Consider the following 23,638-nt stretch of genomic DNA (forward strand, 5'->3'; position numbering starts at 1 on the left):
GCTAAAGCCGGTCCTACTGTCAGAGGCGGTCCCACTGGGTGAACGCGATTTCACTGTAGGAGCCGGCTTGCTGGCGAATGCATTGTGTCAGTCGATATATTCATACCTGACCCACCGCGTTCGCCAGCAAGCCGGCTCCTACAGGGGGTCGCATGCCGGTTGGAAAGACTGTGCAAACGCACGTCAACACACCACAACTCGCGTTTGCCGTTTGCCGTTTGCCGTTTGCTGTTGCTGTTGCTGTTGCTGTTGCTGTGCTTTTGATCCTCATACACAAATATTTCAGACGACGACAATCGCGACTTGGGCGCTGGCCGAACGTAGACGACGCGCAGTGGGTCGAGCCGCATGGATGCGGCGAGAGCGCCGTCAGGACATGGATGTCCGTTCGGCGCGGGCCCACGGAGCGTCGTCGGAGTGAGGGTATTCCGACGCAGGAGGAACCAAGCCAGGAGCAAGCACCCTTGGTAACTTGGGGTGCTTTTCCAAGTAACTCGCCGAAGGCGAAACAGTCTGCCCCCAGGCAGACGCTTTTGACCCTGGGGAACACGGCATCCTCTTCGCTTGTCGATTAATGCGAGACCGCGACGCGTCGCTCAACTGAACGATGTCACCCAGGAGTATTGCCCATGTGCAGGAACCACACGCGTAACCCCATTCTTTGCCTCATCCCGCCCTACCTGCTGGACCAGATTGCGCGCAACGGCACCAAGGCCCAGCGCGAAGCCGCCCTGCGCACCCGGGCCAAAGACAACACCTTTCGCTCCCTGCGCCTCAGCGCACAACCCGACCGACGCCTGGTTCACCTGGCCGCTGCGCCACTCACTGGCAAACGCCGTTCCATCTACACCGCCGACGGCGGCGAAACCCTGCCCGGCACCCTGGTCCGCGGTGAAGGCCAGCCCGTCAGTGGCGATGTGGCCGTCGACGAAGCCTACGACGGCCTCGGCGCCACCTTCGATTTCTTCTTCGACGTCTTCGACCGCAACTCCATCGACGACGCCGGCATGGCCCTCGACGCCACGGTGCACTTCGGCAAGGACTACAACAACGCCTTCTGGAACTCCGCACAGATGGTCTTTGGCGACGGCGACCAGTCGCTGTTCAACCGCTTCACCATCGCCCTGGACGTGATCGGCCACGAACTGGCCCACGGCGTCACCGAAGACGAAGCCGGCCTGGTCTACTTCAACCAGGCCGGCGCGCTGAACGAATCCATGTCCGACGTGTTCGGCTCGCTGATCAAACAGTACGCCCTGAAACAAACCGCCGAGCAGGCCAGCTGGCTGATCGGTGAAGGGCTGTTCACCGACAAGATCACCGGCAGCGCGCTGCGCTCGATGAAAGCCCCCGGCACCGCGTTCGATGACAAAGTGCTCGGCAAGGACCCGCAACCCGGTCATATGGACGACTTCGTCCATACCTACGACGACAACGGCGGCGTGCACATCAACTCGGGCATCCCCAACCATGGGTTTTATCAAGTGGCGACGCGCATTGGCGGTCATGCCTGGGAGAAAGCCGGGCGCATCTGGTACGACGCGCTGCGCGATTCGCGTCTGCGCCCCAATGCCGGCTTCGTGCGCTTTGCGCGGATCACCCACGACATCGCCGGTCGGCTGTACGGTGTAGGCGAAGCAGCACAAATCGCGGTACAAGAAGGCTGGGCGGCCGTGGGCATCAACGCGCAATGATCCGCCATGACGAGGAACCATCAAGATGCGTATCTCATTCAGCGAAAGCGGCGGGGTCGCCTATTTTCCCGGGCTGAACAAGCCCAACACCATCGAAGTGGACGCCCTGCCGGAGGGCGACCAGAAAGAGCTGCGGCAACTGGTCGACGCCTCCGAGTTCTTCGCGTTGCCGGAAGGCCGACACCCGGCCCGTGCGCTGCGCGGCATGCAGCATTACACGCTGACCATCAGCGAAGGCGACCGGGAGCGCACTGTCTGCGTCCCCGCGCCTGTCGCGTCTGGCCCGTTGCAGGGCCTGATGCAGTGCGTCAGGCGCCACGTATCCAGCTAGCCCCATGACCGCGCGCCGGGCAAACCGCTATGCTCGGCGCCCTCGCTCCCTGCCCATCAGGAATCCCGTGCCCAACCTTCTCTCATCTGCCCTCCGTCGAATCACGCTAACAGCCCACACTGCCAACGCGTCACAGGGTGCTGATCGATGATGCCCGTCCGCCGCCTGTGCCTGGTCCTCGGCGACCAGCTGTCCTTCGACCTGGCCTGCGTTGCCGAGCTCGATCCCGAGCGCGACGCCGTGCTGATGGTCGAGGTCATGGAAGAAGCCACCCATGTTCCCCATCACCCGCAAAAGATCGCCCTGATCTTCAGCGCCATGCGCCATTTCGCCCAGGCGCTGCAGGAGCGGGGCATCATCGTGCAGTACGTGACGCTGGACGACCCGCTGAACACCGGCTCGGTGCCCACTGAATTGCAGCGCTGGCACGCGTCGTTGCAAGCCGAAGAAGTCCACGCCACCGAGTGCGGCGACTGGCGTCTGGAGCACTCGGTCCGGGAATGCGGACTGCCGCTGGTGTGGCACAGCGACACGCGCTTTTTGTGTTCCCGCGAGGATTTTGCCCGGTGGGCCAGCGGCAAGGTTCAGCTGCGCATGGAATTCTTCTACCGGGAGATGCGCCGCAAGCAACGATTGCTGCTCAACAGCGACGGCACGCCGGTGGGCGGTGCCTGGAACTTCGACGCGGAAAACCGCAAAGCGCTGCCGAAGAAGGTCTCGGCGCCCTACCCCGCGCGTTTTGCCCCGGACGCCATCACCCGCGACGTGCTGACGCTGGTGCGTGAGCGGTTCTCCGGCCACTACGGTTCGCTGGACGATTTTGACTACCCGGTGACCCACGCCGACGCCCAGGCCCTCTGGCAGTATTTTCTCGATTACGGGCTGGCAGCGTTTGGCGACTATCAGGACGCCATGGCCACTGACGAGCCCTTCCTGTTCCATGCACGCATCAGCGCGGCGCTGAACATTGGTCTGCTGGATCTGCGCCAGCTGTGCAGCGACGTGGAATCGGCGTACTGGTCGGGCAGCGTCGCGCTGAACGCGGCTGAGGGCTTCATACGCCAGCTGATCGGCTGGCGGGAATACGTGCGCGGCGTCTACTGGCTGAAGATGCCGGAATACGCCGAAGGCAACGCCTTCGGCAACACTCGCGCGCTGCCGGAGCTCTACTGGACCGGGCAGACCAAAATGAACTGCATGAGCCAGGCCATCGGTCAGAGCCTTGAACACGCCTACGCCCACCACATCCAGCGGTTGATGGTCACCGGCAACTTTGCGCTGCTGGCCGGCATCGCGCCGAAGCAGATCTGCGAGTGGTACCTGGCGATCTACATGGACGCCTTCGAGTGGGTCGAGCTGCCCAACACCTTGGGCATGGTCATGCACGCCGATGGCGGCTATCTCGGTTCCAAGCCGTATTGCGCCAGCGGCCAGTACATCAAGCGCATGTCCGACTACTGCGGCAGCTGCGCCTACAAGGTCAAGGAAAGCACGACGGAGGACGCCTGCCCCTTCAATTCGCTGTACTGGCATTTCGTGATGCGCCACAGCAACCTGCTGCGGGCCAATCAACGGATGGGCATGGTCTACAAAAATCTCGACCGAATGACCGAAGCCAAACAGGACGCGCTGTGGCAAAGGGGCGAGGCGCTGCTGGGCAAACTCGACGCCGGAGAGGCCATTTGAAGAAGAGCGAGCTGCCGGTGAAGACCTGCGCAGTGTGCGGGCTGCCGTTCACCTGGCGGAAAAAGTGGGCGCGCTGCTGGGACGAGGTGCGTTACTGCTCGGAGCGCTGCCGGCGGGGCAAGCGCTCGGAGACGTAAAGGGTTCAATCAGCGTCAGTGGGCACACACGGGATGACCCGACTGATCAATGGACTTGAGCGCGGCTGGCCCTGCCGATGAGCCTGATCAATAACTGCTGCTTGGGGCCTGCCGTGGTTTCACGGGCAACCCTGATCAAGTATTCCTGGGGAACGAGCCCGCCCGCTTCGGCCAGGGCTTCGTAAATGGCAAACAGCCGCGAATCAATCGTCGTCTCCTCGGCGCATTCGATCAGATAGGCAATTCCGGGACTGGCTTGTTCGTTCACGGTGGATCCTCCTTGTTTGTCAGTTACTTCAAAGGAGAGGCACGCACGGCGGGAGTTCCCATTTTCTGGACGGGGCTCACCCGAACGGTGGCACCTGCCTGCCGACAGTCCTGAATATCAGTTTTCGCTTGCCAAAAGCCGGTTGCGCCCTTAAACAGAGCGTGCCGTTTCAGCACCCGCGACGACTTGCCGCGCCCTTTCTGCCCGTTGCGTCCTCGCAACCCGGCGTCGCGACAGGCATGCCGAAGCGCCCAGACACCTGCAAATCATGGAGACGCCAGGTAAACCCGATGACAGGAAATACGTCAGACACACTCCCCCGCACCCGCCGCGCACCCAAGGGTGAAAAGCGCCGCGAAGAACTGCTCGACGCCGCGCTGCAATTGTTTTCGCTGGAGGGCTACACCGGCGCCTCCATTGCCCGCATCGCCGACATCGTCGGCATCTCGGTGGCGGGCGTGCTGCATCACTTCCCCAACAAGGTGGCCCTGCTGATGGGCGTGCTCGCGCGTCGCGACGAGGTCAATCACAAAGTGATCAGCAGCTTGCACAGCGAGCCGACACTGCAGGGCTTCGTCAGCGGCCTGCGGCAGATCAACCGTTCCAACGCGACGGCGCCCGGCGTGATTCGCGCGTTCAGCATGCTCAACGCCGAAAGCCTGGTGGACAGCCATCCGGGGTGGGAGTGGTTTCAGTCCCGCTACGTGACGATTCACGGGCGCATGCGCGCACGGCTCGACCATCTGGTGGCCACCGGCGAAGTGCGTGGGGATGTGGATCTGGACGCGCTCATTCACCAGATTCTGGCGATGATGGACGGGCTGCAGCTGCAATGGCTGCGCTTCCCGGAGAAAGTCGATCTGGTGCAGCGGTTCGACAGCTACATGGCGCAGGTCGAGCGCGATATCCGCGCATAAAAAATGAGGCGATCCGGACTGGCCGGATCGCCTCACTCTCTGTATCTCAAGCCCAGGTTGTCACTCGGTTCAGGCCTCAGCCAGCGCCGGGATCAACTCCCGACGCCGGCCAGTGTTTCAGCCCTCGCCAATAGCGCTCAATCAGTACTCGGTGTTGCCGTCGTAGTCCGTGTTGCCGTTGGCTGCGTCGGTGTCTTCGGTCTGATCAAGCACACCGCCGGTCTTCACCGCTGGCAAGGTCACTTTGACCGAGTTCAGCGCCGAACGTGGCAGCGGGTTGCTGGTGGTGGTCGACAGTTCCTGACGGAACGAGTTGACCAGCTTGGCGTTCAGACGGATGTCGTCCGAGGCCGCGCCCAGGCTGATGTTGAAGGTGTCAGCATCGATCACCCACTGCTTGCTCGCCTCGTCGAAGTACGCCAGCGAACGATCGTTCAGTTCGATGGTGACGTGACGGGTTTCGCCCGGCTGCAGGAAGACCTTCTTGTAGCCTTTCAGCTCTTTGACGGCGCGCTCGACTGTCGGGTTCTGCTGGCCGACGTACAGCTCGGCGACTTCGGAACCGGCACGCTTGCCGCTGTTGGTCAGGTCGAACGAGACCTTGATCGGCGTGTTGCCCACTGCAACGCCCGGGGTGACCGAGATGTTGTTGTAGGTGAACTGGGTGTACGACAGGCCGTGACCGAACGCGAACAGCGGTTTGGTGTTGGTCTTGTCGTAGCCACGGTAACCGAGCATGGTCAGGTCGTTAGCGTAGGTAATTTCCTTGACCTTGGTGCGGGTGTTATCGAAGTTCGGGAAATCCTTGTACAGCGGATTGTCTTCGATGTTGCGTTCGATACTGATCGGCAGCTTGCCCGACGGGTTGACCTTGCCGAACAGGATCTCGGCCAGGGCCTGACCACCGTTCTGACCCGGGTAGAACGCGTGCAGCGCAGCCGGCACCTGGTCGATCCAGTCGCTCATTTTCAGCGCGGTACCGCCGTGCATGGTCACCACGGTGTTCGGGTTGGCCTTGGCGATGTTCTGGATCAGCTCGTTCTGGTACTCAGGCAGATCGAAGCTGTGGTCGAAACCTTCACCTTCGTATTCCGAGCTGTTACCCACGGCAACCACGACCGCGTCGTATTGCGACAGGTCGGAAGGTGCGGTCAGCGAAGCGGTCGACATCTGCACGCCCACCAGGCCGCCCATGGTCGACAGGTAACCGTCACGGCGCGAGTACTCAAGCTTCACGTCGTAAGCCTTGCCGGCTTCCAGCTTGATCTTGCCGGAAACAGGAATGGTCGGCGGAATGCTCTTGTTGGTGATGTTCTCACCGTCGCCGTTGTCGATGATCTTCTCGCCGTTGACCCACAGACGCACTGCGCCGTCGGCACGGACTTTGAAGACCTGGTCGCCGCTGATGGTCGGTGTGACCTGACCGCTCCAGCGAATCGAGGTGTTGGCGGTGTCGCCGTTGCTCGGCACGCTGTCGGTGGACCAGTCCAGATTGACGTAGGTGTCGATCTGGGTGGCCGACGGGTCGCCGGACCAGGTGGCGTTGTTGAAGTACTCGGTCTTCATGCCGGCAACGCTGTTGCCTTTGCTGTCGGTGGTGGTCCAGTGCATCGCTGTCGGGTCAAGGGACAGGGTGTCAAGGAACTCGACCTGAGCGCCCGGGGCGATCTGGCGCAGACCGCTCAGCTCGCTGATGTAACGGGTGGCATCAACGTGAGCACTGCCGAAACCGGTCGGCGGCGCGTACTTGGCCAGGTCGCCAACGACGGCGATGCGCTTGACCTTGTTCTTGTCCAGTGGCAGCACGTCGCCCTGGTTTTTCAGCAGCACGATGCCTTCGCGAGCGATGTTCAGAGCGACCTTGTTGCTGGTGGCGCTGTTCATGTTGTGCGTGGTCAGCGGTGCGAACTTGTCGAACTGGTACAGGTAGATGTTCTTGAGGATGCGGCGGACCTTGTCGTCGATGGTCGCCATGTCCAGCTCGCCGCTGTCCAGGTACGGCTTGAGCACCTTGCTGTTCATCTGGCCGCCCATCATGTCCAGGTCGGTGCCGGCTTGTGCCGCTGGCAGACCGTGGACGACGGCGTTGTAGTCACTCTGGACCAGACCCTTGAAGCCCCATTCCTTTTTCAGGATATCGGCGATCAGGTGCTTGTTCTCGCAAGCGTACTCGCCGTTCACCTTCTGGAACGAGCACATCATCATCGCCACGGTGCCGTTCTTGGTGGCGGACTCGAACGGCGGCAGGGTCATCTCGCGCAGGACGCGCTCAGGCATGATCTGATTGAGGATGAAACGGTTGGTTTCCTGATCGTTACCGGCGTAGTGCTTGGCTTCTGCCCAGACGCGACGCTGCTGGATACCGTTGATCACCGCTGGACCCAGGCTGGCGCCGAGGAACGGGTCTTCACCGGAGAGGTATTCGAAGGCACGGCCGCTCCACGGCATGCGGTACAGGTTCATGCCCGGACCGGTGACGAACTGGTAGCCGCCACTGGCGGTGTCGTAGCCCAGGGCGCGGCCGAAGTCGATGGCGCGACGCGGGTTGAAGGTGGCCGCCAGGTTCGGGCCGGACGGATAGACCACGCCCGGATCGTTGCCTTCGCTGGTGTAACGGATACCTGCGCCGCCGTCAGCGCCGTGGATCTGTGGCACGCCGTACTGGGTCAGCGGCTTGACGTCCCAACCACCGATACCGCCGATGTAGGCCAGCTTTTCTTCCTGAGTCATCTTCGCCAGGGTTTTTTCTGCCGCTTTGTCAGCGCGCAGTTCCTTGGCCGCCAGTTGCTCTTGGGTCGTGGTGTCGGCTGCGTTGGCGTGGCAGATGGCCAGGCTCAACAAAGCCAGTGCCGAGTGGGCACCGAAAGTTTTACGGTTTCGCATAGGGGACGCTCTCCAAGTATCACCCGCGCTCATTTGTCGCAGTTGACACGCCACAAGCCTTTGTTTCAGGCAGTCAGCTGCCTATACCGAAGTTCTCGAAAGAACATCGGTGAATCGGAAAGTGGCGTTACAACGTGACGATGAGTGTGGGCAATTTGATCTTCTGTAACTAACGTTAATGGCGATGAGCCACCGAACTGCACGAGCGTTGCCCGAGACGTTTAAATTAAGGCAATTGTTTTCAAGTGATGTCAAACAAAATAATCAATCTCGAACAAACTCGACATTTTTTGATACATCACCTGAACTCTTGCTAAACCTACAGGTCTGTAGGTTTAGCAATTTGCACCGCTCAACGCCTGAAACCCCGTAAACACTGGGTTTCACCCCCAAAGTAGGCGGTGAGCCCACGCTGAAGCCAGCGTTGCGATCCTTTCAAACACATGACAAACATTGGAGAAACATCACATGAAACTGCCAGTACTGGGCGCCATCGCCGCACTGACCCTGTCGTTTGCAACTGCAACAATGGCCGCTGACTCCGACACTCAGGAAACTGTTTCCGGTGCAGCAGATTCGACTGTCATGAGCCAGACACAAGATGCAAAAGCGGTGAAGAAAGCCACCAAACAGAATCAGGCTGATGAAAACAAGCGTGGCCGTCCGACGACTAACACTTCGTCTGCGACAAACTAACGCATTCAGTTAGTTACTGTTTTATTACGGCTGTTTATTCATCACCCCGAGGTCTCGTCAGAGACCTCACTTATTTGAATCCCCGTTGTGTCCATAAAACTGTCCCCTATCAATAGCCAACAATTGACCGCGCACTCGGCCGAAGCGCTGTGTGCGTGGCTGTTGGCCAATGCCGGGCTGAAGACAGGTGACCTGGAACGGGCACAGCGGCTGGCTCAGGAATCCGAAGGCAGCTCGCTGACCGAACTGCTGACTCGCCTGGGGCTGGTGTCCGAACTGGACCTGGCCAAGGCGTGGGCCTCCACGCTGCAGGCGCCATTGCTGCTGGCGGAAAACGTGACACTGTCGGGTGAACCGCTGCCGGAGCTGAGCGAGCGTTTCCTGCGCCACTATCGCCTGCTGCCCATCGGCGCCTATGCCGATGGCGTGCACGTATTGGCGGCCAACCCGGGCAATGCCTACGGGCTGGACGCCGTGGCCTACGCCTGCCAGGCGCCGGTGTATGTGTCGGTCGGCGCTGGCAGCGAGGTCGACGGGCTTATAGAGCGTTATTACGGCCAGGGCCGTTCGGCCATGGGTTCGCTGATCGAGACCCTCGACGAACACGGCGGCGCCGAAGAAGACATCGAGCACCTCAAGGACCTCGCGTCCGAGGCGCCCGTGATCCGGCTGGTCAACCTGATCCTGCAGCGCGCCGTCGAGCAACGCGCCTCTGACATTCATATAGAGCCGTTTGAAAGCCAGCTGAAAGTGCGTTACCGCATTGACGGCGTGCTCCACGAAGCGGAAGCACCGCCCTCCAGTTCTTCGGCGGCCATTATTTCCCGACTGAAGATCATGGCGCGGCTGGACATCGCCGAGCGTCGCCTGCCCCAGGACGGCCGCATCATGCTGCGCATTCAGGGCAAAGAGCTGGACCTGCGGGTGAGCACAGTGCCCACCAGTTTCGGCGAGTCGGTGGTGATGCGTCTGCTGGATCGGCAGACCGTCAGTTTCGACTTCCCCAGCCTGGGCATGGACGGCGAGCGCCTGCAGAACTTCCTCGACGTGCTGGAAAACCCCCACGGCATTCTGCTGGTCACCGGCCCCACCGGTTCCGGCAAGACCACCACGCTGTACACCGCGCTGTCACGGCTCAACACCGCCGAGCGCAAGATCATCACCGTTGAAGACCCGGTCGAGTATCAGCTGGAGGGAATTAACCAGATTCAGGTCAAGCCGGCCATCGGCCTGGACTTCGCCGGCGCCCTGCGCTCCATCGTCCGGCAAGACCCGGACGTGATCATGATCGGCGAGATGCGTGACCTGGAAACCTGCCGCATCGCCATCCAGTCGTCGTTGACCGGCCACCTCGTGCTCTCGACCCTGCACACCAACAGTGCCGCAGCGAGTATCACGCGGTTGCTGGACATGGGCGTCGAAAGCTATCTGATCGCTTCCACCGTCAAAGGCATTCTGGCCCAGCGGCTGGTGCGCAGGCTCGATCCGCTCACGCGCATCGCCTTCGAAGCACCGCCGGAACTGGTCGCCGAACACGGTCTGGACCGCTTCACCGATCAGCGCCCGATTACCTTGTATCGCCCCGCCAGCGAATTGCCCGGCGGCGGTTATCACGGCCGCAGCGCGATCACCGAATTGCTGGTCATGAACGAAGAACTGCGCGGCCTGCTGATGCGTCAGGCCGATGCCTCGACGCTGGAACAAGCGGCCCGTCGCGGTGGCCTGCGCACCTTATATGAGGAAGGCCTGCGTCAGGCCGTGGCCGGCGTGACTTCCCTTGAAGAGGTGCTGCGCGTTACGCGTGGCGACTGACCATGGCCCATTTCAAATACCGCGCGCTGGATGCCGACGGCGTCGCCCAACACGGCACCCTCGAAGCCGCTGATCAAAACGCTGCGACCGCGGCCCTGCACAAGCGCGGCCTGTTGCTGCTCAGCCTTGAAGCCAGTACCAACAGCGGCCTGCGCGCGGCGATGCGCCGGGGTGCGATGAACGGCGCGGCGCTGGTGAGTTTCACCCAGCAGCTGGCGACCCTGCTCGGTGCCGGCCAGCCGCTGGAACGCGCCCTGACCATCCTCCTCAAGCAAACCCACGAGCCCAAGCGCCAGGCGCTGCTCGAACGCATTCGCGAGCAGGTCAAGGCAGGTAAGCCGTTGAGTCAGGCGCTGGAGGAAGAGCACGGCCAGTTTTCCAGCCTGTACATCAGCATGGTCCGCGCGGGCGAAGCCGGCGGTTCGCTGGAAAACACCCTGCGTCAGCTCAGCGAGTACCTGGAACGCAGCCAGATGCTGCGCGGCGAAGTGATCAATGCGCTGATCTACCCGATCTTTCTGGTGGTCGGCGTGCTCGGTTCGCTGGCCCTGCTGCTGGCCTACGTGGTGCCGCAGTTCGTGCCGATCTTTCGTGATCTGGGCGTGCCGATCCCTTTCATCACCCAGGCGATTCTGTGGCTGGGGGAATTTCTCAGCGCCTACGGATTGCTGTTGCTTGGCGCCATCGTCGGGCTGATCTGGACCGTCGCCGTGCTGCGCCGCGACCCCCAGCGGCGTCAGCGCCATGACCGGCGCCTGCTGTTTATCAAAGTCATCGGCCCGCTGTTGCAGCGGATCGAAGCGGCGCGTCTGGCGCGCACCCTCGGCACCCTGCTGAGTAACGGCGTCGCGCTGTTGCAGGCGATGACCATTGTTCGCCAGGTCTGCGGCAACTACGCCCTGCGTGCGCAGGTCGAACAGGCCACCGAGTGGGTCAAGGGTGGCGGCACGCTGGCCCAGGCATTCGGCGAGCAACCGCTGCTGCCGGAACTGGCTCTGCAGATGATCGAAGTCGGCGAACAGGCCGGCAACCTCGACGGCATGCTGCTCAAGGTCGCCGACGTGTTCGACGTCGAGGCCAAGCGCGGCATCGACCGTCTGCTGGCCGCGCTGGTGCCGAGCCTGACCGTCGTCATGGCGGTAATGGTGGCGGTGATCATGCTCGCCATCATGCTGCCGTTGATGAGCCTTACCAGTAACATTTGAGGAAATACACATGCCCCGATTCAACGCTGCCCGAGGCCGTCGCCAAGGCGGTTTCACCCTGCTGGAAATGCTCGCCGTGATCGTGCTGCTGGGCATCGTCGCCACCATCGTCGTGCGTCAGGTTGGCGGCAACGTCGACAAGGGCAAATACGGCGCAGGCAAGGCGCAACTCGCCAGCCTCGGCATGAAAGTCGAAAGCTACGGCCTGGACGTCGGCACGCCGCCGGCCAATCTGCAGCAACTGGTGACCAAACCGGCCAATGCCACTGGCTGGGCCGGCCCGTACGCCAAGCCTTCGGACCTGAAAGACCCGTTCGGCCACGCGTTTGGCTATCGCTACCCGGGCGAGCACGGCAGCTTTGACCTGATCTTCTACGGTCAGGACGGCCAGCCAGGCGGTGACGGCTACAAGGCCGACATCGGTAACTGGGAATAACATGCGCGCCCTGCCCCGCGCCCGCGGCTTCACCCTGTTCGAATTGCTGGTGGTGATCGTCCTGATCGGCATCAGCGTCGGCCTGGTGAGCTTTGGCGTGGGTCGGGGTTTGCATGCGGCCAGTGAACGTCGCGCGCTGAGCGAAGTGGTGCAGTCCCTGCGCGCCGCGCGGGTGCAGGCGATCGTCACCGGGCAACCGGCGCAGACGCGCTTTGATCTGCGCAACGGCCGCCTTCAAGGCCCGCACCTGAAGCCGGTGCAACTGCCCACCGACATGCGCGTGCAATTGCAAACTGCCGACGGCCTGGGCCCGGCGTTCGAGTTCTACCCGGACGGCGGTTCCAGCGGCGGCCATCTGCTGCTGGCCCGGGGTGACAAACACTGGCGCGTGGACATCAACTGGCTGACCGGCAACGTTCAGTTGCGCACGCTCAATTGAGGTGTCAGCGCGGTTTCACATTACTGGAGATGCTTGCCGCCCTGGCTGTGCTGGCGGTGTGCAGCAGCGTGCTGGTGGTGGCGTTCGGGCAGAGCGCGCGTGCCTTGCAACAAGCGCAGCGCAGTGACCGGTTGAGTCTGGCCGCGCGTTCGCTGATCGACGAAGCCAGCGCCGGCCGCTTGCAGCCGGGTCGGACCGAGGGCAAGTGGAGCGGCGTGACCTGGCGGATGGATGTCAGCGCGCTGCCCCGCGGCAACGCGCCGGCGACGGCCTGGCGGCTGGACCTTGAGGTCAGCGACGGCGCGCGCCGCGCCCATTACAGCAGCCTGCAAGTGCGCAGCGCGGGCTCCGGAGCCGGGCAATGAAGCGCAGCGCTCAGGGTTTTACCTTGCTCGAAGTGCTGGTGGTGCTGAGCCTGCTCGGCGTGCTGCTGACCATGGTCGGCGCCGCGATCACTGGCGCCAACCGCGCCATGGCCAAGGCCGAGCGCTATAGCACGCGGCTCGACGAAATACGATCGACACAGAACTTCTTGCGCAGCGCCATCAGTCAGGCGCTGCCCCTCGCGGCCGGGGGCTCCGAGCCCGGCCAGGCGCCGGTTTTCGAGGGCGACGCCCAGGCCATGCGTTTCTATGCGCCGCTGCCCGCCACATTGGGCGGCGGTTTGTACCGGCACAGCGTCACGCTGGCGGCGGGTCAGCGTTTGCAGATCAGCCTGGAGCGGTTGCGCGGTCAGGCCTTGCTGCCGGCCGAAGAGCCCCAAGTGTTGTTGCATGAGGTGCGATCGCTGCAATTGAGTTACCGCGGCGTGTCGCCCACCGGTGAGTCGACCGCATGGCTGGATCACTGGCCATGGCCGGGACGATTGCCCATCAGCGTACGCATCGACGCGCAACTGGGCGGCCCTGTGCCTTGGCCGTTGCAGAGCATCAATCTGCGCCTGGACCTGTCCGGCGAGGCGCACACGTTATGAACGCCCGTCGGCAAAAAGGCGTGGCGCTGCTGCTGGTGTTGTGGGTACTGGCATTGCTCAGTACCCTGCTCGCCGGTTTGCTCGGCTGGGTGCACCTGCAGAACCGTCAGGCCCTGTGGCAACGCCAGCACACCCAGGCGGTGCTCGCTGCTGAAGCCGGTATCGGCATGGCGGTGCTGGCGCAGCTGGACCGCGACCCCGAGCGTCACTGGAAAGCCGACAATCAGCCCCACGAATTGCGTTTCGACGCCGCCGCGCTGGCGGTCAGTCTGGGCAGTGAGACCGGCAAGCTGGACCTCAATGCGGCGCCGGCCGAATCCTTCGCCCGCCTGCTGGTAGCGTGCGGGGCGAATCCGGACCTGGCGCGGCAAGTGGCTCAGGGCCTGGAGCAGCGTCGCGGCGGCGGTCGGGCACCGCTGCGCATGGTCGAGGAAGTGCGGGAATTGCCAGGCGTCGGCCAGCCGCTGTACCAGTGCGCCAGCCCGCACGTCACGTTATGGAGCGGCCTGAGCGCGCCGGATCCGCGCATGGCGTCGCCCTGGCTGCAGCAAGCGTTGGGGCTGCCCCACGCCGGCCCCGCGACCGAAGACGCAGGCCCGGTGATCAGTATTCGAAGCCAGGCGACATTGCCCGGCGGTTACACCACGACGCTCAACGTCACGTTGTTATTGAACCCATCGAAGGAGGGAGCGCGACCGTATCGCGTTCTGCGTTGGCAAGAATGAAGCAATCACTTTTACAGCAGCTGGCGCCCTTGCAGGCCCGGGTGCGCAGCCAGTGGCGTGACAGCCCGGCGCAGCACCTGTGGCAGGCGTGGCTCGAGGAGTTGCAGGCGCTGCTGCCCGCCAGCGTCCGCGCCCGGCTGATGCCCCAAGTGCGCGAGCGGCTGATCGACTGGCCCTTGCCCGAGCACATTACCCACGAGGCCGGCGAGCGGCTGATCCTGATGCTTCCCGCCGGCATGGTCCTGGCGCAGCCGCTGCAACTGCCGCTGGCGGCCCTGCGCGATCTGCACAGCGTGGTCGGCTTCGAACTGGACAAGTACACGCCCTACCCCCGCGAGCAGATGCAGTACGTCGCGCGCGTCACCGCCAAGGGCAAAACCCTGGCGCAGGTGCTGCTGGTGGCGGTGCTGCGCGAGCGTTTGCAGCCGATCATCGACACCTGCAAGGACCGTGGCCTGTCGCTGTATGCCGTGGATGCGCGCAACGGGACAGGCGAACGGCTGAATGTCGATCTGCTGCCGGCCGAGCTGAAGCCAGCGACCGCAGGTTCCGCACGCCTGCCGCGCTTCCTGGCCGTGGTCTGTGGCGCCTTGCTGCTGACCTGCATGGTGCTCTGGCTGGACGCGCGCACGGCCCGGGTCGAAGCGATGCAACAGCATGTCGACGAACAACGCAGCCAGGTGCAAGCCGTGCAGAACCTGCGCCGCGAACTGATCAACACCCAGGGCGCCGCGCGCTATCTGGCCCAGCAAAAGGCCGCGCAGCCGACCACTTCCAGCGTGCTCGCCGACCTCACCGGTTGCCTGGGGGCCGACACCTGGGTCGAACAGCTGGAAATCTCCGACGGCGGCAGCGTGTCGCTCAGCGGCCAGAGCGCCAAGGCCAGCGCCCTCATCAGCCGTATGAAGGATTGCCGCACCCTGACCGACGCGCAGTTCCAGGGGATCATTCAACCCGACGCGCAGACCGGCAAAGAGCGCTTTTCCCTGCGCGCCCAGTTGCGCAAGGAGGCCGCCGATGCGCCGTGAACTGACGCCCCGTGAACGTCGCGGCGCCGCGCTGATCGCCCTGGCCCTGGTGCTGTGGGCGGCCTGGTGGCTGCTGGTGCAAAGCTGGTTTCTCGATCCGTTGAGCGACGTGCAGGAACAGGCAGACACCCTGCGCCAACAGGAACAACGCTATGCCGGCGCGCTCGCTCAGCGCGACAGCCTTGAGCAGCAGTTGCAGGCCGCCCGCCGTGACCCGTCGAGCCGCAGCAGCCTGTTGCCCGGCGAAGATCCCAGCGCCGTGGCCGCCGACCTGATGCAGCGCAGCCTCGATCTGGTCAAGGCCCACGCCGATCAAGGCCCCGGCTGCCAGGTCACCCAGCGCATGCCGATCACTCCCGAGCGTGACAGTGCCGAACCCTATCGTCAGGTCAAAGTCAGCCTGACCCTGGACTGCGCCATGGAGCCGCTGGTGGGTTTGCTGCACGAGCTGGAATACGGCCAGCCGTTTCTGTTCATCGACAACCTGAGCATTCGCCGCGCCACCTCGGCGCCGGCCAGCGGTGGCGCCGGACGCTTGCAGGTGCATCTGCTGTTGCGCGGTTATCTGCAGCAGGCCGCTCCGCACAAGACGCAGCCTTCTAAAACCAAAGCCGGCGAGCCAGACACCGAATCCCGGCAGCAACCTGATCCCGCCGAGCAAGCCGATCTGGATGAGCAAGCTGAACCACCGACACCGTCCGAGGAGCCTGACGCATGAAGTTCGACTCCCTTACCCTCGCGCTTGGCGCGGCCACTGTTGTCCTCGCCGCCGTCGCCGTCAGTCTGGGCATGGGCGCCGGTCAGGACATTGACTGGTTGCCGGCCGGCGAAGCCCGTGAAGCCACGCCAACGGCCGGGCCTGCGGCATTGCCTGCGCTGCCGGCCCAGGCCCTCACGCTGACGTGGCAGCAGTCGATGTTCAGCCCGGACCGCAAGCCTGATCTGGTCACCGGCAAATCCCAGGCCTCGTCCCTGGACGGCATCAGCCTGAGCGGCGTGATCATTGACGGCGCTTCACAGTGGGTATTGCTGCAACTGCCGCAGAAGCGCCGCCTGAAGCTGGCCGTCGGCAGCACGCTGGACAACGGCTGGACCCTGGATTCGGTCACATCACAAAACGCCACGTTCAGCCATCAAGGCCAGACCCGCGAACTGCGCCTGCCCCTGCTGCGCCTTCCGCCGCCGTCGAAAGTCCCCCCTATTACTCTTCCAAATGTACCCACACCATGAACAATCGCACGCCTGAGTTTTTCCGTTTACGCAGCCCGTTGTTGTGCCTGGCCACCGCCGTGGCACTGGCCGGATGCGCGTCCACCCCGGAACGTTTTGAAAACGATCCGGCCCTGATGCAGGAAGCACTCAATGGCACCGGCTCGCAGCGAGGCCCGGTCAGCGATCCGGTCGAACCGCCGAGCCCGAACAATCCGGGTGCCAAGCCTGCGCCCGCGCGCCAGCAGATCATTCGCGGCAACCAGACCTTCGTGCGCGGTGCGGGCCCGGCCCAGAGCGGCGCGGGTGCGAAAGGCGCGGCGGCGCCGGCCGGCGACATCACGTTCAATTTCGCCAATCAGCCCATCGAAGCGGTGATCAACACCGTGCTGGGCGATTTGCTGCACGAGAACTACAGCATCAATCAGGGGGTGAAAGGCGACGTCAGCTTCTCCACCTCGCAGCCGGTGAACAAGCAGCAGGCGCTGTCGATTCTGGAAACGCTGCTGTCGTGGACCGACAACGCGATGATCCGCCAGGGCGACCGTTACGTGATCCTCCCGGCCAACCAGGCCGTGGCCGGCAAGCTGGTGCCGGAGATGCCGGTGGCACGCCCGGCCACCGGGCTGTCGGCGCGGTTGTTCCCGCTGCACTTTATCTCGGCCACCGAGATGCAGAAGCTGCTCAAACCTTTTGCCCGTGACAACGCCTTCCTGCTGGTCGACCCGGCGCGCAATGTGTTGAGCCTGGCCGGTACGCCGGATGAACTGGCCAACTACCAGGACACCATCGACACCTTCGACGTCGACTGGCTCAAGGGCATGTCCATCGCCGTGTATGGCTTGCAGCGCGCCAGCGTCGGCGAGCTGATGCCCGAGCTGCAGAAGATGTTCGGCCCGGACAGCGGCATGCCGTTGGCGGGCATGGTCAAGTTTCTGCCCATCGAGCGGACCAATTCGGTGGTGGCGATTTCTTCGCAGCCGCGCTACCTGAGCGAAGTCGGTGACTGGATTCACACCATCGACGAAGGCGGCGGCAACGAGCCGCAAATGTACGTTTACGACGTGCGCAACATGAAAGCCTCGGACCTGGCCAAATACCTGCGGCAGATCTACGGCAACGGCCAGATCAAGGACGACAGCGCGGCCAAGGTCGCGCCGGGTCTGCGCACCCGTTCGCTGTCCTCGCTGAACGGCAGTGGCGCCGGCAGCAGCGGTGGCTTGAGCGGCAGCGGTCAGGGCCTGAACAGCAGCTCTTCCGGGATGGGTGGCGGCATGGGTTCTGGCATGAGTAACAGCAGCGGCAATGGAGGTTTGCAGAATGGCACCCAAGGTGAAGAGGAGCAGGACGGCGGAACCTCCGAAGACAGCGCCGACAGCAGCGGTCAGGGTGACAGTTCCGACGCCGCAGCCAGCGGCTCAGGCGCCAGCAAGCGTCTGGATGACAGCACGCGCATCACCGCCCAGCAGAGCAGCAACCAGTTGCTGATCCGCACGCGCCCGGCTCAGTGGGCCGAAATCGAATCCGCCATCAAGCGGCTGGACAACGCACCGATGCAGGTGCAGATCGAGACGCGAATTCTTGAAGTAAACCTGACCGGTGAACTGGACCTTGGCGTGCAGTGGTACCTCGGCCGGCTGGCCGGCAATTCCACCAGCACCACTGTGGCGAACACGACCGGCAGTCAGGGCGCTCTGGGCGGTGGCGGCGCAGGCCTTGGCGCCACCGATTCGCTGTTTTACTCGTTCGTCAGCAATAACCTGCAGATCGCCCTTCACGCCCTGGAAACCAGTGGCCGTACGCAGGTGCTGTCGGCGCCGTCGCTGGTGGTGATGAACAACCAGCAGGCGCAGATTCAGGTCGGTGACAACATCCCGATCAGCCAGACCACGGTTAACACAACGACCACCACCGCCACCCTGAGCAGCGTTGAATACGTGCAGACCGGGGTTATCCTCGACGTCACGCCGCGCATCAATCCGGGCGGTCTGGTGTACATGGACATTCAGCAGCAGGTCAGCGACGCCAACGACAACGTCACCGACAGCAACGGCAATCCGCGGATCTCGACGCGTTCGGTGTCGACCCAGGTGGCGGTGCAGAGCGGCCAGACGGTTTTGCTCGGTGGCCTGATCAAACAGGACAACACCGACACCGTGTCCGCGGTGCCTTATCTGGGTAGCATCCCGGGCCTGCGCTGGCTGTTCGGCAACACCGTCAAGAGCAAGAAACGCACCGAGCTGGTCGTGCTGATCACCCCACGGGTCATCACCAGCAACAGCCAGGCGCGGCAAGTGACCGATGACTACCGTCAGCAGTTGCAGCTGATCAAGCCAACGCCGCCGATGAGTGCCCGGTAGATTGATCGTCTGTGCACGACAAAGAGTGTGTGCCACGCCGAGATCAGTGTAGGAGCGCGCTTGCCCGCGAAAGCATTGTGCCTGTGACGAATCGATTGGCTGACACACCGCCTTCGCCGGCAAGGGCGCGCCTACAGGTGGGTGGCCGGCAACGCGAGAATGCATTCGCCAGCAAGCCGGCTCCTACGGATTTTGCGCACGCCAGAGATTGTGCGGGGTGGCGAGATCAGTGTAGGAGCGCGCTTGCCCGCGAAAGCATTGTGCCTGTGACGAATCGATTGACTGACACACCGCCTTCGCGGGCAAGGGCGCGCCTACAGGTGGGTGGCCGGCGAGGCGAGAGTGCATTCGCCAGCAAGCCGGCTCCTACGGATTTTGCATACGCCAGGGATTGTGCGGGGTGCAGAGATCAGTGTAGGAGCGCGCTTGCCCGCGAAAGCATTGTGCCTGTGACGAATCGATTGGCTGACACACCGCCTTCGCGGGCAAGCGCGCGCCTACAGGTGGGTGGCCGGCAACGCGAGAATGCATTCGCCAGCAAGCCGGCTCCTACGGATTTTGCGCACGCCAGAGATTGTGCGGGGTGGCGAGATCAGTGTAGGAGCGCGCTTGCCCGCGAAAGCATTGTGCCTGTGACGAATCGATTGGCTGACACACCGCCTTCGCGGGCAAGCGTGCTCTACAGGTGGGCGGCCGGCGAGGCGAGAATGCATTCGCCAGCAAGCCGGCTCCTACGGATTTTGCGTACGCCAGGGATTGTGCGGAATGCCGAGATCAGTGTAGGAGCGCGCTTGCCCGCGAAAGCAGTGTCCCTGTGACGAATCGATTGACTGACACACCGCCATCGCGGGCAAGCGTGCTCTTACAGGTGGGCGGCAGGCGAGGCGTGTGTGGGGTTTGGCGGGATGTGCCATGGGGGGAATCGTCCTCTCTGTTACCGCAGGGCCGTGGTAAAACAGGTTTTCAAACGACCCTCCCACCGCGACCTTAAAGGACCAAGGCCCATGCCCTTCGATTTCCATCACCTTCTGCTGGTGTACACCGCCTACATCGTCGGCGCGGCGAGTCCGGGGCCGAGCAACATGCGCATCATGGGCGTGGCCATGCACCGGGGCCGACGCCCGGCGCTGATGCTCGCGGCGGGCGTCATCAGCGGGTCGTTTTTCTGGGGGTCTATGGCCGCCACCGGTGTTTCCGCTGTGATGACCCAATACGCCGAGGCGCTGACGCTGCTGAAAACCCTCGGCGGCGCCTACCTGCTGTTTCTCGCCTTCAAAGCGGCGCGTTCCGCGCTGACGTCCACTGAAAAGGTCGATCGCGAGCTCGCCGACGCACCTGCCCTCTCAGGCTGGCACCTCTATCAGCGTGGCCTGCTCATGCACCTCACCAACCCCAAGGCGCTGCTGGGCTGGGTGGCGACGATGACGCTGGGGTTGGGCGCAGAAGCGACGCCACAGACCGTCGCAACTATCCTCGCCGGTTGCGCGGTGCTCAGCGTCACCATCTTCGGTGGCTACGCCATGGTCTTTTCGACCGCGCCGATGATCCGTGCCTACCGCAGGGCGCGGCGCTGGATCGAAGGCACCCTCGCCGTTGTTTACGCTACGGCCGGCGTCAAACTGTTGTGGTCACGCGCGTGAAACTCTCGGCCTCGAGCGGAGACCAAGACAGTACCCATCACTGCCGGGTATGAGCCCGAGAGAGAGCATGCAATTGGACAGCAACGACGGTCTGCATTTTCCCGAAGACGAACTGGCGCAGGCGCGGCGCTTCAACAAGAAGCTGGCCTGGCTGCCGCGGTTCCGTATCCGCAACCGTGTCACGCCTCTCTTGATCCAGTCGCTGCTGCGCGTCGGTCAGCTGAATGGCTCGGCCAGGCTGGCCCGCCATGGCCTGCACGCTGAAACCACCACGGCGAGTGTCGACGGTCATCGCGTGCCGGTACGGATCATCCGGCCCAAGGGCATCGCAAAGGGCGTGGTGCTGGACATTCATGGCGGCGGCTGGGTAATCGGCAACGCGCAGATGAACGACGACCTCAACATGGCGATGGTGCGGGCGTGCGATGTGGCGGTGGTTTCGGTTGACTACCGGCTCGCCGGGTCGACGCCGGTGGAAGGGCTGATGGAGGATTGTCTGGTAGCTGCACGCTGGTTGCTGGGTGACGGCTGTCCGGAGTTTGCCGGGTTGCCGGTGATCGTCGTGGGCGAATCCGCCGGCGGGCATCTGGCCGGGACGACTCTGCTGCAGCTCAAGGCCTGGCCCGAGCTGTTCAAACGGGTGTGCGGCGCCCTGCTCTATTACGGCGTTTACGACCTGACCGGCACGCCCAGCGTGCGCACGGCAGGCAAGGACACGCTGGTGCTGGACGGGCCGGGTATGGTCGACGCCCTGCGCCTGCTGACGCCCGGCATCAGCGATGCCCAGCGTCAGACGCCGCCGCTGTCGCCGTTGCATGGGGATTTCACAGGCTTTCCGCCGGCGCTGATGTGGGTCGGCGAGCTGGACCCGCTGCGCGACGACACCCTGCAACTGGCCGATCGCTGGGCCAGGACCGCCGGGGTCGAAGTGCACCTGCTGCCGGAAGCGCCCCATGGCTTCATCCATTTCCCGACCATGATGGCCGACCGCGTGCTGGATCATAGCCGCGCCTGGATTCGTCAGCGCATTCAAACCCCAGCGGATTGATCGAAGCGGTTTCAGTGGCCCCGCTGACGCGCCGCGCATTGGTAGGACCGGCTTTAGCCGGGAAGGCGTCGGCAGCCACGCTGCAAAATGGGTGGCGTGCACACCGGCCTCTTCCCGGCTAAAGCCGGTCCCACGAAGCAATCGCGTGCATTCAGTGGAATCTGGCCGTGACGCAGATCTGTAGGACCGGCTTTAGCCGGGAAGGCGTCGGCAGCCACACTGCAAAATGGGTGGAGTGCACACCGGCCTCTTCCCGGCTAAAGCCGGTCCTACTAAACGCAATCACAGCGGCTCCTTCAAACCAATCGAACCCCTCGCGTCGTCTCGGGTCTGCTGATCTATCGCTTACCCGGAGAACCTTCGATGTCCCCGCATCACACCCTTGTCCTGCTCGCCCGATCGGGTTACGCCGCCCGTGGCGTTCTGTACCTGATCATCGGCATTTTTGCCCTGCTCGCCGCCCGCGATTCATCCCGCCCCAAAGACAGCCACAGCAGCCTCGAAGCGCTGTTCAGCCAGCCCTTCGGGCACATTCTGGTCGGGCTGGTGGTCGCCGGTCTGCTGGCGTTCGCCGCCTGGCGGGTGTTGCAGGCCACCCGCGACGTCGACCATCACGGCAACGAGTTCAAGGGCCTGGTCATACGTGGCGGCTTGCTCGCCGGCGGGCTGGTCAACGGTGCCCTGGCGTTCTTCGCCCTGGGCCTGTTGATCGACGGTCTGCGCAGCTCCGGGGGCGGCGGCGGTCAGACCGAAGACCTGCTCGCGCAATTGCTGTCGTGGAAACACTCCAATCTGGTGGTCTACCTGGTCGCACTGGTGCCGCTGGGCGTCGGCATCGCGCATTTTTTCAAGGGCTGGAAAGCCTCGTTCGAGAAGTACTTCGAGGCCGACGATGAGGTCATGAAATACGTGACCCCGGTGTCCCGCTTCGGCCTGATCGCCCGCGGTGTGGCGTTCGTGGAAATAGGCGTGCTGCTGGCTATCAGCGGTTCCAGCTATCAGGCCATGCACCCGCCCGGGCTGAAAGATGCGCTCAACGCACTGCAGAATCTGCCCGCCGGTGGCGTGGTGCTGATGGTCATGGCACTGGGTCTGATCGCATTTTCGGTGTACAGCTTCGCCGAAGCCGCGTGGCGACGGATCAACATGGACGTGCCCGGCATGGCCCACGCCTGAACCTCAAGTTGCAGCGCCCTGCTCCGGGCGCTGCTGCTGAATGGGCAGCTCAACGCGGAACGTCGTGCCGGCTCCTTCCACGCTGCGCACACTGATCGTTCCGCGATGTTTTTGCACTATCCCGTACGACAATGACAGCCCGAGGCCCGTGCCCTGGCCCACCGGCTTGGTGGTAAAGAACGGGTCGAAAATTTTGGGCAGCACCTGCGGGGCAATGCCACTCCCGGTGTCGCTGATCTCAAGCCACACGCTGTCGCCCTGAACGCCGTTGCGCAGCGTAATGGTGCCGCGCTCCGGGCCGATGGCCTGGGCGGCATTCACCACCAGATTCATGATCACCTGATTAAGCTGCGCCGGCAGGCATTCGATGTCCGGCAACGGCACGTAATGCTTGACGATGTCAGCCTTGTACTTGACCGCGTTGGCGGCGATGTTCAGCGTCGAATCGATGCCGCGCTGCAGGCTCGCCCACTGCCATTGCGGGTTGGTGTCGGCCCGGGAGAATTCCTTGAGGTCCTTGATGATTTGCGCGGCGCGGGACACGCCGTCCCGGGACTCCTGAATCAACAGCGGGATTTCCGCCTCGACGAAGGCCAGGTCCAGACGGGTTTTCAAGGCCGTGAGCGATTGAAGAACCTCCGCCGATCCGAACTGATCCTCGGCCGCTTTGTAGGCGTCCAGCATCGCCTCAAGCTTGCCGAAATAGACCGCCAGGGTGCCCAGGTTCGACGAGATGAAACCGATGGGGTTGTTGATCTCGTGGGCGATACCTGCCGCCATCTGCCCCAGCGAGGCGAGCTTTTCAGCGCCGATCAACTGGCTCTCCAGCTGCTTGCGCTCGTCGATTTCAACCTGCAACGCATGACTGGCCTGCTTGAACGCCCGGGTGCGCTCCTCGACGCGCTGCTCCAGGCTTTCATTGGCCGCCTGCAGGTCCTCGTTGACCCGGTTGATCACCTGATAGCTGTGCAGCAG

The 23,638-nt window shown here is 63.4% G+C and carries 21 protein-coding genes and 2 pseudogenes; 20 read left to right on the forward strand and 3 right to left on the reverse strand.

The genetic code is table 11. The features are described from left to right. Positions 1-629 precede the first annotated feature (629 nt). From EC919_RS00215 to EC919_RS00230, 4 genes are all read left to right on the forward strand, one after another. A complete protein-coding gene (locus EC919_RS00215) occupies positions 630-1,694 on the forward strand; it encodes a M4 family metallopeptidase (RefSeq protein ID WP_133770092.1) in 1,065 nt (354 codons plus the stop codon). A gap of 25 nt (positions 1,695-1,719) precedes the next feature. After that, the gene (locus EC919_RS00220; protein WP_133770094.1) at positions 1,720-2,025 is read left to right on the forward strand and encodes a protealysin inhibitor emfourin; all 306 of its coding nucleotides are present in this window, start codon (positions 1,720-1,722) and stop codon (positions 2,023-2,025) included. A 147-nt stretch (positions 2,026-2,172) separates the two neighbouring features. Continuing rightward, the gene (locus tag EC919_RS00225) at positions 2,173-3,711 is read left to right on the forward strand and encodes a cryptochrome/photolyase family protein (RefSeq protein ID WP_133770096.1); all 1,539 of its coding nucleotides are present in this window, start codon (positions 2,173-2,175) and stop codon (positions 3,709-3,711) included. Next, entirely contained in the window at positions 3,708-3,848 is a 141-nt protein-coding gene (locus tag EC919_RS00230; protein ID WP_133770098.1) for a DUF2256 domain-containing protein, read from the forward strand. Before EC919_RS00225 ends, EC919_RS00230 begins: the two co-directional genes overlap by 4 nt. Before the next feature lie 46 nt (positions 3,849-3,894). Here EC919_RS00230 and EC919_RS00235 read toward each other — a convergent pair whose 3' ends face one another. Continuing rightward, on the reverse strand, positions 3,895-4,116 hold the full coding sequence (locus EC919_RS00235) for a hypothetical protein (RefSeq protein ID WP_133770100.1): 222 nt from the start codon (positions 4,114-4,116) through the stop codon (positions 3,895-3,897). A gap of 290 nt (positions 4,117-4,406) precedes the next feature. On the opposite strand from EC919_RS00235, the gene EC919_RS00240 reads away from it, so the two are divergent. Next, positions 4,407-5,033 (forward strand): TetR/AcrR family transcriptional regulator, encoded by a 627-nt coding sequence (locus tag EC919_RS00240; RefSeq protein WP_133770102.1) that lies wholly within the window; start codon positions 4,407-4,409, stop codon positions 5,031-5,033. A gap of 141 nt (positions 5,034-5,174) precedes the next feature. On the opposite strand, the gene EC919_RS00245 is transcribed toward EC919_RS00240, so the two are convergent. Beyond that, positions 5,175-7,916: a beta-glucosidase gene (locus EC919_RS00245; RefSeq protein WP_133770104.1), complete on the reverse strand. Its 2,742-nt coding sequence runs from the start codon at positions 7,914-7,916 to the stop codon at positions 5,175-5,177. A 468-nt stretch (positions 7,917-8,384) separates the two neighbouring features. Here EC919_RS00245 and EC919_RS00250 point away from each other — a divergent pair, with 468 nt between their 5' ends. The 15 genes and pseudogenes from EC919_RS00250 to EC919_RS00320 all read left to right on the forward strand — a co-directional run bounded on the left by EC919_RS00250 (position 8,385) and on the right by EC919_RS00320 (position 22,663). Then, complete coding sequence (locus EC919_RS00250) at positions 8,385-8,612, forward strand: hypothetical protein (protein ID WP_133770106.1); 228 nt, start codon at positions 8,385-8,387, stop codon at positions 8,610-8,612. Between the two features lie 93 nt (positions 8,613-8,705). Continuing rightward, entirely contained in the window at positions 8,706-10,424 is a 1,719-nt protein-coding gene (gspE, locus tag EC919_RS00255; protein ID WP_166650466.1) for a type II secretion system ATPase GspE, read from the forward strand. Between the two features lie 2 nt (positions 10,425-10,426). Beyond that, positions 10,427-11,629: a type II secretion system inner membrane protein GspF gene (gspF, locus tag EC919_RS00260; RefSeq protein WP_133770109.1), complete on the forward strand. Its 1,203-nt coding sequence runs from the start codon at positions 10,427-10,429 to the stop codon at positions 11,627-11,629. Between the two features lie 10 nt (positions 11,630-11,639). Beyond that, positions 11,640-12,065 carry a type II secretion system major pseudopilin GspG gene (gene gspG, locus EC919_RS00265; protein ID WP_133770112.1) on the forward strand — a complete coding sequence of 142 codons (426 nt, stop codon included), beginning with the start codon at positions 11,640-11,642 and terminating at the stop codon, positions 12,063-12,065. A 1-nt stretch (position 12,066) separates the two neighbouring features. Then, positions 12,067-12,504 carry a GspH/FimT family pseudopilin gene (locus EC919_RS00270; protein WP_133770114.1) on the forward strand — a complete coding sequence of 146 codons (438 nt, stop codon included), beginning with the start codon at positions 12,067-12,069 and terminating at the stop codon, positions 12,502-12,504. Further along, positions 12,501-12,869 carry a type II secretion system protein gene (locus EC919_RS00275; protein WP_133770116.1) on the forward strand — a complete coding sequence of 123 codons (369 nt, stop codon included), beginning with the start codon at positions 12,501-12,503 and terminating at the stop codon, positions 12,867-12,869. Before EC919_RS00270 ends, EC919_RS00275 begins: the two co-directional genes overlap by 4 nt. Then, positions 12,866-13,477, forward strand: coding sequence for a prepilin-type N-terminal cleavage/methylation domain-containing protein (locus EC919_RS00280; protein WP_133770118.1), 612 nt, complete (start codon positions 12,866-12,868; stop codon positions 13,475-13,477). Before EC919_RS00275 ends, EC919_RS00280 begins: the two co-directional genes overlap by 4 nt. Next, complete coding sequence (locus tag EC919_RS00285) at positions 13,474-14,202, forward strand: type II secretion system protein GspK (RefSeq protein WP_133770120.1); 729 nt, start codon at positions 13,474-13,476, stop codon at positions 14,200-14,202. Before EC919_RS00280 ends, EC919_RS00285 begins: the two co-directional genes overlap by 4 nt. After that, positions 14,199-15,230, forward strand: coding sequence for a PilN domain-containing protein (locus EC919_RS00290; protein WP_133770122.1), 1,032 nt, complete (start codon positions 14,199-14,201; stop codon positions 15,228-15,230). The genes EC919_RS00285 and EC919_RS00290 overlap by 4 nt, the downstream gene beginning before the upstream one ends. Next, positions 15,220-15,810: pseudogene (gene gspM / locus EC919_RS00295) on the forward strand (type II secretion system protein GspM); the annotation flags it as partial. The gene EC919_RS00290 and the pseudogene gspM, both read left to right, overlap by 11 nt. A 134-nt stretch (positions 15,811-15,944) precedes the next feature. After that, on the forward strand, positions 15,945-16,460 hold the full coding sequence (locus EC919_RS00300) for a general secretion pathway protein GspN (RefSeq protein WP_133770126.1): 516 nt from the start codon (positions 15,945-15,947) through the stop codon (positions 16,458-16,460). After that, a complete protein-coding gene (gspD, locus tag EC919_RS00305; protein ID WP_166650454.1) occupies positions 16,457-18,799 on the forward strand; it encodes a type II secretion system secretin GspD in 2,343 nt (780 codons plus the stop codon). Before EC919_RS00300 ends, gspD begins: the two co-directional genes overlap by 4 nt. 1,004 nt (positions 18,800-19,803) lie before the next feature. Beyond that, on the forward strand, positions 19,804-20,439 hold the full coding sequence (locus EC919_RS00310; RefSeq protein WP_133770128.1) for a LysE family translocator: 636 nt from the start codon (positions 19,804-19,806) through the stop codon (positions 20,437-20,439). Between the two features lie 67 nt (positions 20,440-20,506). Continuing rightward, positions 20,507-21,487, forward strand: a complete 981-nt coding sequence (locus tag EC919_RS00315) for an alpha/beta hydrolase (RefSeq protein ID WP_133770130.1) — start codon at positions 20,507-20,509, stop codon at positions 21,485-21,487. A 363-nt stretch (positions 21,488-21,850) separates the two neighbouring features. Then, positions 21,851-22,663, forward strand: coding sequence for a DUF1206 domain-containing protein (locus tag EC919_RS00320; RefSeq protein ID WP_133770132.1), 813 nt, complete (start codon positions 21,851-21,853; stop codon positions 22,661-22,663). A gap of 3 nt (positions 22,664-22,666) precedes the next feature. Here EC919_RS00320 and EC919_RS00325 read toward each other — a convergent pair. After that, a pseudogene (locus tag EC919_RS00325) lies at positions 22,667-23,575 on the reverse strand (ATP-binding protein); the annotation flags it as partial. Positions 23,576-23,638 lie beyond the last annotated feature (63 nt).

The sequence above is a fragment of the Pseudomonas graminis genome, from assembly GCF_004364335.1.
Lineage (GTDB): Bacteria > Pseudomonadota > Gammaproteobacteria > Pseudomonadales > Pseudomonadaceae > Aquipseudomonas > Aquipseudomonas graminis_D.

Bases quoted from the DNA above. Each gene is read 5' to 3' on its own strand.
- EC919_RS00215 (WP_133770092.1), top strand. From the start codon at position 630: ATGTGCAGGAACCACACGCGTAACCCCATTCTTTGCCTCATCCCGCCC.
- EC919_RS00220 (WP_133770094.1), top strand. From the start codon at position 1,720: ATGCGTATCTCATTCAGCGAAAGCGGCGGGGTCGCCTATTTTCCCGGG.
- EC919_RS00225 (WP_133770096.1), top strand. From the start codon at position 2,173: ATGATGCCCGTCCGCCGCCTGTGCCTGGTCCTCGGCGACCAGCTGTCC.
- EC919_RS00240 (WP_133770102.1), top strand. From the start codon at position 4,407: ATGACAGGAAATACGTCAGACACACTCCCCCGCACCCGCCGCGCACCC.
- EC919_RS00245 (WP_133770104.1), bottom strand. From the start codon at position 7,916: ATGCGAAACCGTAAAACTTTCGGTGCCCACTCGGCACTGGCTTTGTTG.
- EC919_RS00250 (WP_133770106.1), top strand. From the start codon at position 8,385: ATGAAACTGCCAGTACTGGGCGCCATCGCCGCACTGACCCTGTCGTTT.
- gspF (WP_133770109.1), top strand. From the start codon at position 10,427: ATGGCCCATTTCAAATACCGCGCGCTGGATGCCGACGGCGTCGCCCAA.
- gspG (WP_133770112.1), top strand. From the start codon at position 11,640: ATGCCCCGATTCAACGCTGCCCGAGGCCGTCGCCAAGGCGGTTTCACC.
- EC919_RS00270 (WP_133770114.1), top strand. From the start codon at position 12,067: ATGCGCGCCCTGCCCCGCGCCCGCGGCTTCACCCTGTTCGAATTGCTG.
- EC919_RS00280 (WP_133770118.1), top strand. From the start codon at position 12,866: ATGAAGCGCAGCGCTCAGGGTTTTACCTTGCTCGAAGTGCTGGTGGTG.
- EC919_RS00285 (WP_133770120.1), top strand. From the start codon at position 13,474: ATGAACGCCCGTCGGCAAAAAGGCGTGGCGCTGCTGCTGGTGTTGTGG.
- EC919_RS00290 (WP_133770122.1), top strand. From the start codon at position 14,199: ATGAAGCAATCACTTTTACAGCAGCTGGCGCCCTTGCAGGCCCGGGTG.
- EC919_RS00300 (WP_133770126.1), top strand. From the start codon at position 15,945: ATGAAGTTCGACTCCCTTACCCTCGCGCTTGGCGCGGCCACTGTTGTC.
- gspD (WP_166650454.1), top strand. From the start codon at position 16,457: ATGAACAATCGCACGCCTGAGTTTTTCCGTTTACGCAGCCCGTTGTTG.
- EC919_RS00310 (WP_133770128.1), top strand. From the start codon at position 19,804: ATGCCCTTCGATTTCCATCACCTTCTGCTGGTGTACACCGCCTACATC.
- EC919_RS00315 (WP_133770130.1), top strand. From the start codon at position 20,507: ATGCAATTGGACAGCAACGACGGTCTGCATTTTCCCGAAGACGAACTG.
- EC919_RS00320 (WP_133770132.1), top strand. From the start codon at position 21,851: ATGTCCCCGCATCACACCCTTGTCCTGCTCGCCCGATCGGGTTACGCC.